General features: G+C 40.9%; 11 protein-coding genes. All 11 read right to left on the bottom strand.

All coding sequences use genetic code 11. The annotated features are described in order from the left end of the window. On the bottom strand, nt 1-223 hold a 223-nt coding region (locus tag HF992_RS06435; protein WP_168549228.1), incomplete at its 3' end, for a BMC domain-containing protein. Between the two features lie 50 nt (nt 224-273). Continuing rightward, nucleotides 274-1,755, bottom strand: a complete 1,482-nt coding sequence (locus tag HF992_RS06430) for an acetaldehyde dehydrogenase (acetylating) (protein WP_168549227.1) — start codon at nt 1,753-1,755, stop codon at nt 274-276. Nucleotides 1,756-1,772: 17 nt separating this feature from the next. Beyond that, the gene (locus tag HF992_RS06425; protein ID WP_168549226.1) at nt 1,773-2,315 is read right to left on the bottom strand and encodes a BMC domain-containing protein; all 543 of its coding nucleotides are present in this window, start codon (nt 2,313-2,315) and stop codon (nt 1,773-1,775) included. Between the two features lie 20 nt (nt 2,316-2,335). Continuing rightward, a complete protein-coding gene (gene eutL / locus HF992_RS06420; RefSeq protein WP_168549225.1) occupies nt 2,336-2,989 on the bottom strand; it encodes an ethanolamine utilization microcompartment protein EutL in 654 nt (217 codons plus the stop codon). A gap of 15 nt (nt 2,990-3,004) precedes the next feature. Continuing rightward, entirely contained in the window at nt 3,005-3,934 is a 930-nt protein-coding gene (gene eutC / locus HF992_RS06415) for an ethanolamine ammonia-lyase subunit EutC (protein ID WP_168549224.1), read from the bottom strand. Nucleotides 3,935-3,950: 16 nt separating this feature from the next. Then, the gene (locus tag HF992_RS06410; RefSeq protein WP_168549223.1) at nt 3,951-5,321 is read right to left on the bottom strand and encodes an ethanolamine ammonia-lyase subunit EutB; all 1,371 of its coding nucleotides are present in this window, start codon (nt 5,319-5,321) and stop codon (nt 3,951-3,953) included. A gap of 23 nt (nt 5,322-5,344) precedes the next feature. Beyond that, nucleotides 5,345-6,778, bottom strand: a complete 1,434-nt coding sequence (gene eutA / locus HF992_RS06405) for an ethanolamine ammonia-lyase reactivating factor EutA (RefSeq protein WP_168549222.1) — start codon at nt 6,776-6,778, stop codon at nt 5,345-5,347. Between the two features lie 118 nt (nt 6,779-6,896). Next, nucleotides 6,897-8,333 carry a histidine kinase N-terminal domain-containing protein gene (locus HF992_RS06400; protein WP_168549221.1) on the bottom strand — a complete coding sequence of 479 codons (1,437 nt, stop codon included), beginning with the start codon at nt 8,331-8,333 and terminating at the stop codon, nt 6,897-6,899. Then, the gene (locus HF992_RS06395; RefSeq protein ID WP_168549220.1) at nt 8,323-8,898 is read right to left on the bottom strand and encodes an ANTAR domain-containing response regulator; all 576 of its coding nucleotides are present in this window, start codon (nt 8,896-8,898) and stop codon (nt 8,323-8,325) included. Before HF992_RS06395 ends, HF992_RS06400 begins: the two co-directional genes overlap by 11 nt. Nucleotides 8,899-8,922: 24 nt before the next feature. Continuing rightward, nucleotides 8,923-9,267, bottom strand: a complete 345-nt coding sequence (locus HF992_RS06390) for a BMC domain-containing protein (RefSeq protein WP_343032958.1) — start codon at nt 9,265-9,267, stop codon at nt 8,923-8,925. An 87-nt stretch (nt 9,268-9,354) separates the two neighbouring features. Beyond that, nucleotides 9,355-10,488, bottom strand: a complete 1,134-nt coding sequence (locus HF992_RS06385; protein WP_168549219.1) for a 1-propanol dehydrogenase PduQ — start codon at nt 10,486-10,488, stop codon at nt 9,355-9,357. Nucleotides 10,489-10,963 lie beyond the last annotated feature (475 nt).

Genomic DNA, 10,963 nt, shown 5'->3' with positions numbered 1-10,963 from the left:
CAGAAATCAACTCACCGACATTTTCTGCTGCAGCTGCACCAGCATCAGTCGCTGCCTTAACAGCACCAACATCTCCACGGACCATAACTGTTACCAAGCCACCTCCGACTTGCTCTTTACCAATCAACGTAACGTTAGCTGCTTTCACCATTGCATCAGCTGCTTCAATTGCACCGACCAAGCCACGTGTTTCTACCATTCCTAATGCATTTGCATTTGCCATTTTTATTTCCTCCTAATATATTAATATATAATAAAGTGTTATGAATGTATTCATTTAGACAACTTGTCAAGGACACGTTGAACTAAAAGGTTGACAAGTTTTTCTTCATCGATATTCTCAGCGATAGGACTCTCTACCTTTTCTGCAACGACTGAATCAGCCTTTTTCAAATCTGCCAGTTCACCTGTTCCATAAGCAACACGGCGTATGTTGAAAAGATTAAGTGGACTAACATTATCAGATGTTGCACTACCACCCACAGCTCCGCAACCCAGCGTAAAGGCTGGAAAGAGCCCCGTTGTAGCTCCTACACCACCAAGAGCAGCTGGGGTATTAACTAATAGACGAGAAACCGGCTTTTTAAGGGCAAACTCTCGGATGACTTCTTCGTTTTGCGTATGAAGCACCATCGTATGACCTACACCCTCATGATGAAGAATCTTCATGCTCAATTTGCATGCTTCTTCCCAATTTTTAACTGTATAGAAACCGAGAACAGGTGCCAATTTTTCCATTGAATAAGGATGTTGCTTACCAACTCCTGTTTCCTCTGCGATGAGGACACGAGCTCCTGCCGGAACAGAAATGCCTGCCAGCTCACCAATCACCTGTGGAGTTTTACCAACCATCTTAGGATTCATAGCACCGCTTGGTAAGATAATGAAAGCACCCAATTTCTTAGCATCTTCTGGTGAAACAAAGTAAGCCCCCTGTTTCTTAAATTCAGCGATGACAGCTGCTTTCATGTCTTCTTCAACAATAACCGATTGTTCTGACGCGCAAATCACACCATTATCAAAAGTTTTTGAATCCAAAATTTGACGCACAGCTTTGGGTAAATCAGCTGTTCTCTCAATAAAAGCAGGACCATTACCAGGACCAACACCAATAGCAGGTGTACCAGATGAGTAGGCTGCTTTGACCATGGCAGTACCACCCGTTGCCAAAATCAGGTTTGTGTCTGGGTGTTTCATGAGTTCATTAGTTGCTTGAATGGATGGACGTGTAATCACACTAATGGCACCATCTGGACAACCAGCACGTTTAGCAGCTTTTTTGATAATTTCAACCGTTTCGACGATACATTTTAAAGCATTTGGATGAGGTGAAAAGACGATACTATTCCCGGCTTTTAGTGAAATCAAAGCTTTGTAAATAACCGTTGAGGTCGGGTTGGTCGACGGAATAAGTCCCGCCACAACTCCTACTGGAACAGCAACCTCTGTAATTTTCTTTTCTCTGTCCTCACGAAGAATACCAACAGTTCGCATATCTTTGATTTCCTCTAGGATCCCCTTGGAAGCCAGAGCATTTTTCAAGACCTTATCTTCCCAACGACCGAATCCTGTTTCTTCAACAGCCATCTTCGCTAAGCGCTCGCGTTCGTCGTAACAAGCTTTAGCAACAACTTTAACAATCGTGTCAATTTGCTCTTGACTCATTTCTGCTAGCTCTGCTTGTGCCAACTTAGCTTTACGAACTAGATGACGCACATCTTGTATAGATACAAGATCTTTATCTTCTAAATACATTTAAAAAGACTCCTTTCTTATAGATTTGTCAGAGCTTCAATTAAACGAAGCTTGTTTGCAAATTTTATTTCTTTTTTACTGAGACCAACTGTTTCTTCGCGGTAAGCTATACTCCTTAGATCAACAACCTTCATCTTTTCAAGTTCTTCTTTTTTATATTTAATAGTTAACGAGGTTGCTTCGTTTGGTGATCTTTCTTCAGCGGATTTTTTTGCTATTTTAGTTGGAATATCTTGACTCTCGTCGGTTTCCACAACTTCAACGTGAGGTTCTTGCTTTTCTTCACGAGCCCCAGAGAATAAAACCTTTGTTTGATCATCCAACCGCGAAATAACATGACTGGTCAGGTAATATGGGTGATCTTGGACTGCTTCCACAGCTGCATCTACAGCTGATCGAACAGCACTAACATCTCCTATTAACTGAACCGTATTCAATCCGGACTTAACCGTTTCAATATTCAGCAAAGACACATTCGCTGCTTTTAACGCTGCATCTGCTGCAACAACAGCTCCTAGATAACCCTTTACTTCAATTAAACCTAGTGCTTTTTGTGTCATTTATCTACCTCATCTCAGAGTTAGTAGCTTTTTGGATCGTTGGCGATAGAAACAACAGTCCTTGCAAATGCATCACACGCAGCACGGCAGGCTGATTGAGAACCAACCAACAATCCACCTGCAAAGTTTGTTTCACTTGGCGGACCATAGAAGGCACCAACCTGCACATCCGCTGCTTTCAAAGCCGCATCTAAGCCAACCATAGCTTCAGCAGGTGGAGCAATCAAATATGCTATTGCTGTACCTTCATCTGCATTGGCACCTGCAGATAGATAATGACCTGCTCGAGATACACAGTGAGCAAAATAAGGGATACTATTGTCTTCATTAGCACTATAGAAACTTGCTCCATTTTCAATCTCATATACAGCCACATCCAACCCACTACGGACTTCCTCTGGATTTGGTCCCGCTAATATACCAATGACTTCACCTGCTAGTTTCGTAGATGCATTTCCTGCACCCGCATACATACTGCGAGCATAGACCACTTCTACATCCGCTGCCTTAGTTGCCTCATCTAAAGCTACATAAGTTACATCATCACAGTCAGAAGTTACAATGCCTAGACTTCTATGATGCGGTTTCAATTCCAAAGCAGCTGCAAGGCCAGCATCTACGTTTGAAATAACTAGGGCACTCAATACATTTGCACCTAAACGTTCATTTATCACCGTTTTGTCCTCCTATTATTTTAAATCAACACCTGATTTTTTATTATCAAGGATTTTCTTAACAATCTCTGCTACGTAGGCTCCTGCCTCAACAGCTGGTGTTCCACCTTTTTGAATATTAGACACTACTGTCCGCTTGGCTTCTGCCATACCAACCGTTGGGCGATAGGCTAAGTAAACACTCATGGACTCTGCTGTCACAAGACCTGGACGTTCACCAACCAGCATACACACCACTTCTGCTCCAGTTAATTGGCCAATTTGATCCATAGCCCCAACACGAGCATGCTTAATAAAGAGTACTTCGTTATAATCCAAGCCAAACATCTTAAGCCCCTGTTTCAAGGCTGGCAAGAAGTCTTTAGCATTAGCTTCAATAGCAGATGAACTTAGACCATCTCCAACAATAACTTGGACTTTTTGATTTGGCTTACAGGTTTCTTTGATGAATTTTTGGGTTTCTTCTGGGAAAATACGGCCTAAATCTGGACGAGTAAGGTACTCATCTTTAGAAGAAGCACAAGTTTCTACCGGAATGAATCCAAGCTCTTTGACAAATTCCTCTGATACGTAAGAGAACACAGCATCCTGAGCAGCTGCATGGTCCGCTCGGAATCGAAGAACCGTTTCTGTTTTATAACGGTTGCCAGCTCGCCACAGCCCTAAACGAGCTGGTGTAAATTTTTTAATTTTACGGTAGGCTTCTTCATTGATCGCATTAGGAATCAAAAATTGCTCCTGAATATCTACTTCTGTAATATCCGGAATCATGTCATCCTCAATGACAGAAGCACTGGAGTTCGGTAACGTTTTATAGGAAATACCAGCTGATTCTTCTGATTCTTCATCTGATAGACTGCCAGCTGGAACTATTGGTTGTGCTGTTTCTGTTTCCATTTCACTCAAGAATGAGCGAATCAATTCTTTTAATTGTAGTTCGTCCACAAAGATATCCTCCTTACTAGTTTGATTTCATAAAGATCGAACCATCACCACCGATTTCAGTTAAGTGACCGTCTTTCATCAAGCCCATTTTTTCCATCCACTCTTCAAACTCTTTAATCGGACGTTTGTTGAGAAGATCACGCATGGTAGCTGTCTCATGGTAGCCAGTAGTTTGGTAGTTAAGCATGATGTCATCCCCATGAGGAATGGCCATGATGTAGTTAACATTAGCTGCACCCAGGAGCACCAAGAGGTTTTCAGCATCATTTTGGTCAGCCTTCATATGGTTGGTGTAACAAATGTCACAACCCATTGAAATACCTGATAGTTTACCCATAAAATGGTCTTCCAAACCAGCACGAATCACCTGTTTAGAATCATAAAGGTACTCTGGTCCGATGAATCCCACCACCGTATTAACCAAGAATGGGTCAAAACGTTTAGCAAAGCCGTAACAACGCGCTTCCATGGTAACCTGGTCTGCCCCATGGTGGGCATCAGATGATAACTCTGAACCTTGACCTGTTTCAAAGTACATAACGTTTGGACCAGCGGCTGAACCAACCTTGAGTGCTGTATCTCTAGCTTCTTGAATCGTTGCTGCATTGAAACCAAAAGCTTCGTTCCCTTTTTCTGAACCGGCGATAGATTGGAAAACAAGTCCTGTCGGCGCCCCTTGGTTCATGGCTTCAATTTGGGTAGTAACGTGAGCCAAGACACAGTGTTGGGTAGGAATTTTAAACTCTTCAATGAAATCATTGAATTTGTGAAGCACACGTTTAGTGCTTTCCACCGAATCATCAACAGGGTTGAGCCCCAAAAGAGCGTCTCCACAACCATAGGCAAAACCTTCCATAGTAGAAGCCATAATGCCGTCTGGATCATCTGTCGTATGGTTAGGCTGTAGACGGGAAGAGAAGGTCCCTGGAACACCAATGGTTGTATTAGCTGTCTTAGTGATAATAATCTTATTAGCTGCCACAATCAAATCCAAATTGGTCATTAGCTTAGCAACTGCTGCAACCATCTCAGATGTCAATCCACGAGAAATCCATTGAATATCAGTATTGGTCGTCTTGTTGTCCAGAATCCACTCACGCAATTCCTGTACTGTCCAATGTTTGATTTTCTCATAGGTACGCAGATTGACATCATCAATAATAATACGAGTTACTTCATCCTCTTCATAGGGAACAACAGGATTATTGAACAAATCTGCCAATGTCAACTGAGACAAAACCACCTTGGCTGCGACACGCTCTTCTGCCGAACCTGCTGCAACACCAGCTAACTGGTCTCCTGATTTATATTCATTGGCTTTCGCCAATACTTCTTTGACTGATCCAAATTCATAGACCCGGCCAAATAACTTGGTTTTCAAAATCATGAATGATTTCCTCCTTTGTGTTTTTAATTAAAGACTAATGTTTTAACAACAACCGGTAGAACAGCACCTTCGATCACAGGATTTCCAATATCAATGTAATCGCCATTTTGGACCTCTACCGAATCAATGCAAACGAATGGATAATTTCTTGGCAACTGGGCATACAGACATTGGCCCAAAACTTTAGCCATATCCTCACGTACTACTATAATGAGTGGGATTCGTTTATCAATGCTTTCCTTCATGCCGTGCACGATGGCTATCGCATAATCTTCCACACGGGAAAAACTTGGATTCTTCTCGCCATTAATAGCTAGCGCAACTTGCTGCACTTCATTTTCCAAGGTAAACCAACGGATCTTGTCCTGGATAATACCTGCGAGTATTTCTCGAGTTGCCACTTCATCTGAAGCTGCGAGCTTCAAAACAGGAATATTTTTAATCGGTAAGACATCTGAGATATAAGTAATCGTACTGCCACTAACATCTGTCGTATGGCTACCTGCCCCTACTACGGTTGCTCGAATGGTTTCTGCTGATTTGATGACCTTTTTTTGCTCAAAAATCTTTGATTTTCTGAGCGCTCTTCCCAAGAGGATACCGATATCTCCATACTGAAATTCGTTAGTGAATGGTTGCTCTTCTAGGATAGCATCAGCTACTCCTCCAGAGAAAGATACACATTTAATTTCGTAATTTAGCTTGAGACCATGGTTAGTTTGCAAGAGTTGGTAATACGGACTATCGTTTACAATGCCAACCGATTGTTCCAGGACACTGACCATCTCATGAATCAAGTCATCCAAGTCTGCTCTGTTAACTACTTGACCAATCGCCAGCGATAACTTTTTATCTGCGATAATAGTCTGCAACTTAGGAGCAATATAAAGGATTTTATGAGTGAGCGGATCCAATCGAATCAAGCGTCCACCAATGTCAAAACATCCTGTATCTATCAAATCTCCTTCGCGGAAGACCGCCAAGTTAGAAGTCCCTCCACCAATATCAATATTAACAACAGAAGTATGGTGTTCTTGCGAATATTGATGGCTACAAGCTCCCTTACCAGCAATGATACTTTCAAGATCAGGACCCGCTGTCGCCACCACAAAATCCCCAGCATAACCACTCAGGGCTTGTAAAACCTGACTCGCATTTTCTTTACGGGCTGTTTCACCTGTAATGATGACAGCTCCCATCTGGATATCCTTTTTCGCAATTCCTGCTCGCTGATATTCACGTGTTACAAATTCTTTAATTTTGTCTACTTCAATCAGCAAATTCTCAGAAATCGGTGTAAAAATAATCTCGCTTTTATAAAGAACTTTCTTATCTGTGATATAGACTCTTGGTATGGTAAAAACTGATGCAATATTTTCAATGGTCAGTTCTGATAGGACAAGCTGCGTCGTTGCTGTCCCAAGATCAATCCCGACACTCAAAATCTTATCTGACATGATATTTATCTCCAAAAAAAGACGCTCAAAGCAATGCAAGTACCTGTGTACTTACATACTTTAAGCGTCATTGCTTTTTAGACCGACATCGTTGTTAGCCTATGTAGTTTACTAAATATTATTGAAAAGTAATCATGGTCGCAGTTCCTCTTTCATCTGAAGTCATACGCCACTTTCCAGATAATCGACTTTTTACAAAACGATCAACTATCATTAGTCCCAAGTGATGATTATGAAGAGCACTAGAATCTAAACCGCTTCCATTATCCTCAACTAACACCCTTATTATATCATTTGTTTTTCTGATTTGCAAACGAATTCTTGGATTTTTAACAACTTTTCTTCGAAAAGCATGTTCATAACTATTTTGAAGCAGTTCATTGATAATTAAAGCTAAGGCTAATGCCCGATCACTATTCAGCTCAATACTAGCGTCTATTTTGCTGTCAACAATGACCTTCATCTCTTCACTTGCAAAGCAATTCTGAATATTTTGTACTACACCCTGTATTAATGGGGCAACCAATACCCAATCTGTATCTTGAATGGACAAGCGTTCGTGCATCATCGCGATAGAGAGTACGCGATTGATGCTATCCATCAAGTTTTTTTGAACTTCAGGACTTTGTGATTGATTTGCTTGTAAACGCAATAAGGATACAACCGTTTGCAGATGATTTTTTACTCGATGATTCATTTCACGAAGTGCGACCTCTGTCATAACCAACTGTTGTTGCTGGCGCTTAAAGGCTGTAATATCGCGACAAATCATGACTAAGCATTGCATCTCTGGTATTACATACTGTTTAACCGAAAACCAATACCGTCCGTACTCTCTTTCAACCAGATTTGAGTACTGTTCTTTCAATTGATGGCTACTGATTAAAATGTCTTGAAAGCTGATATGATCTAGGACTAGATTGTCATGGGTCATCCCGTCTATAGAATCCATGTATGCTAACTGTTTGCGATACAGCTCCCTTGCTGAATCATTAGCATAAATTACCTGACCATTTTGGTTGAAGACTAAGGCACCATCCTCCATGTACTTCAGAAAAGAGAATTGCTGAGCATATGACTCGTAAAAAAGATCATCTAGTTCATAACTACCATAACTGTCTTTCTTGATTGAAAAGTGTAGCGGCTTCATCTTATCAGCCTGTCTCTCTAAAATAAGGCAGGCTATCACTTTATTTTCTCGAAAGATGGGAAATACCGTTTGCTGGACCAACATGCCCTCTTGCGAAATTGCAGACAATCCTATAGTCGGAACCCCTGTCTCCAATGTTCGTAAGACTCCTGGTTCTTTCTCCAAATAAGCTTTATCTCCTACTACCGTCCGCTCGTATAAACTCGCACAAGTACTAGGCTTTTTGTGAAAAACTACTACTGCATGTTCTGAATAAAGACTCTTCACATCAATAAAGATGTCTTCCGGTTCTTCTGTATCTGCAGCCATTAGCTCATCTGCTTTTGATAGAATACAGGAAATATCTTCTTGACTCAAGTCTGTTTGGTCTTGGCATAACTCAACAATCCGCTGTCTATAGGTCATCATTTAATACAAACAATTTAGCGATTTCCACCATCGGTACTCTCTTTTGCATACTGATAGTTCTAATCTGTTTAAACGCCTCTGATTCGGACAATTGATCTCGTAGCATCAATACTCCTTTAGCCTTTTCAATGACGATACGATCGTCTATTTTTTTGGTGAGTTTGACCATTTCCTGTGAAAGGTGCTGCATTTCTCTGCCTTTCTCAATGCAAACTTCTACCATCGGAACAAGAGATTTTGCATCTAATGGCTTTACAAGGTAACCACTTGCACCGTAAGCCTTTGCTTTCTGAACATGAGGATCGTCACTATAGGCAGATAATAAAATCACACTGTATGCTAACGCATCATCCAGTATTTTCTTACAAGCTGTCAAACCATCTAAGAGTGGCATTTTGATATCCATCATGACTAAATCACAACGGTATTTTTGACATAATTCAATGGCTTCAAAACCATCAGACGCCTCTGCGACCACTTCGTAGTCAGCCGCCTCCAAAATTGTTCGAATATCCAATCGCGTGATCGGATCATCATCTGCAACAAGTACTCTTCCTCGCATATCCCTCTCCAAATATGTATCGTTTTATGTCCGTGTGACAATAGTGCTTGAAAATCCTAAAATTTCTTCCAGTCCTTCTAGAACCGCTACTAAAGACGCTTCTACTGAGGAAACATCCCCTGTCATCACTACAGATCCACTAAAGCGATCAACAAAACCAACTTGTACATCTGCTGCCTTCGTCGCAATGTCCACAGCAATAATAGCCGCTTCACTTGGTGTAATGGTCAAAATGCCAATGGCACCTTTTTTATCGACTATCAGTCCCAGTTTATCATAGATGACATCATCTGGGTTAGCAATGAGATGCGCCAGTGTAACTTGTTTTCCTGGCACATACTCTTGTATCATACGTTGCTTTTCTTCCACTTTATCTTACCTTCTTTGCTCTTTAACATAAGCATTGAGGTACTTGGCTACATTTTACCAAAAGCAACCTCAAATAGCAATTAAAAACTAGAACGCGTTTTCAAGTATTGAAACCACTTCTGACACGTTAGGAACACGTGGGTTGGTATCCGTACATTTATCACGAATAGTCGCCTCTGCGATTTCCTGCTTATACAGCTGATAGTCTTCTGGTAAAACCCCGTAAGCCCTTAAAGAAACTGGTAAGTCCAGTTTTTTCTGAAGAGACTTAATTGCATCTATCAACTGACGAACCCCCATACGTGGGTTGGGAGCACTGCAGCCTATCAATTTAGCAATTTCTTGGTAACGGTGTGCGGTTTTCTTTTCTGTTACCTGCATTCCTTTATTCATACCAGCATTATACTGGATAACATGTGGCATGAGAATACTATTTAGGCGCCCATGGGGAATATGAAATTTGGCTCCTGCCGCATGAGCCAATCCGTGGTTTATCCCTAGAGAGGCCGTGTTAAATGCCATTCCAGCTAAAGTAGATGCAATGTGCATCTTTTCTCTTGCCTCACTGTCCTGACCATTTTTATAAGCCTTAGGCAAATAGTCAAAAACTAGCTTAATCGCTTTTTCAGCTAAAGCATCTGAAAAATCAGTGGCTTGAGTTGAAACATAAGCTTCAATAGCATGCGTCAACACATCCATACCGGTATCAGCCGTAATATTGGCAGGCAAAGATAATACCAGGTTTGAGTCTAAAATAGCGACATCTGGTAGAATTTCGCGAGAAACCAAAGGATACTTGGTTCCCTGCTCTGCATCCGTAATTACCGAAAATTCCGTCACCTCAGAACCAGTCCCGCTCGTTGTTGGAATAGTAACCAAAACAGCATCTGGGAAAAGTCCCTGCTGGTGAGCAAAATAATACATAGCTTTAGCTGCATCAATAGCAGATCCGCCACCAATAGCTAAAACAATACTAATCCGCCTGCCATTTGCTGCTTGAATACCAGCTACAACTGTATCAATCGGTGGGTCTGGCACAATTTCAGTGAATACAGCCACATCATTACTGCTGTCTAGATAGGCCAACATTTTATCTAATTGACCACTTTCTTTCAAAAAAGGATCTGCAACCACTAAGATATGCTCATCCTTATAGACTTTTAATTGTTCCAAGGCACCCTTGCCCACATACAATTCTGTTTTATAGAATATTTTGTACATTTTTTCTCCTTTCTACATGAATATTCTGTTATATAACCAAAATAGCTGCAGGAAAAGAACTACACCGAAATTCGTCATAGTTTTCCATACAGCTACATTGCTTGATGATAAATGTGTACGTCTTTGTACCCAATGCTATTGTATCACAAGCTTAAGCAATTGGCAACGGTTACCTTATTTTTTCATGATAATCGCTTGAAGAAACTTTAGCTAAAACTATTTTCCTGATCAAACCTCAACTTGATCACTACACTACTATATTAACAGTGGAGATTCTTCGTATACACAACATCATCGCGTTTTTTAAACAGTATCCAGGGCGATGAAAAGCCTGCACATCACACTAGCAGATAAAACTGATTTAAGGATTTCCTAGGTTCTAGTAGCGACAAATGACAACAAACAATTTATTTTTCAATTTAATACATAGAAAAACTCTATCTGATAGTGCTCAAATAATTAGAACTTGTAAGAA

Origin of the sequence: Streptococcus ovuberis, from assembly GCF_012396585.1 — a bacterium.
GTDB lineage: Bacteria > Bacillota > Bacilli > Lactobacillales > Streptococcaceae > Streptococcus > Streptococcus ovuberis.
The sequence above is the reverse complement of the archived record's forward strand: the minus strand, read 5'-3'. Positions and strand labels throughout refer to the sequence as shown.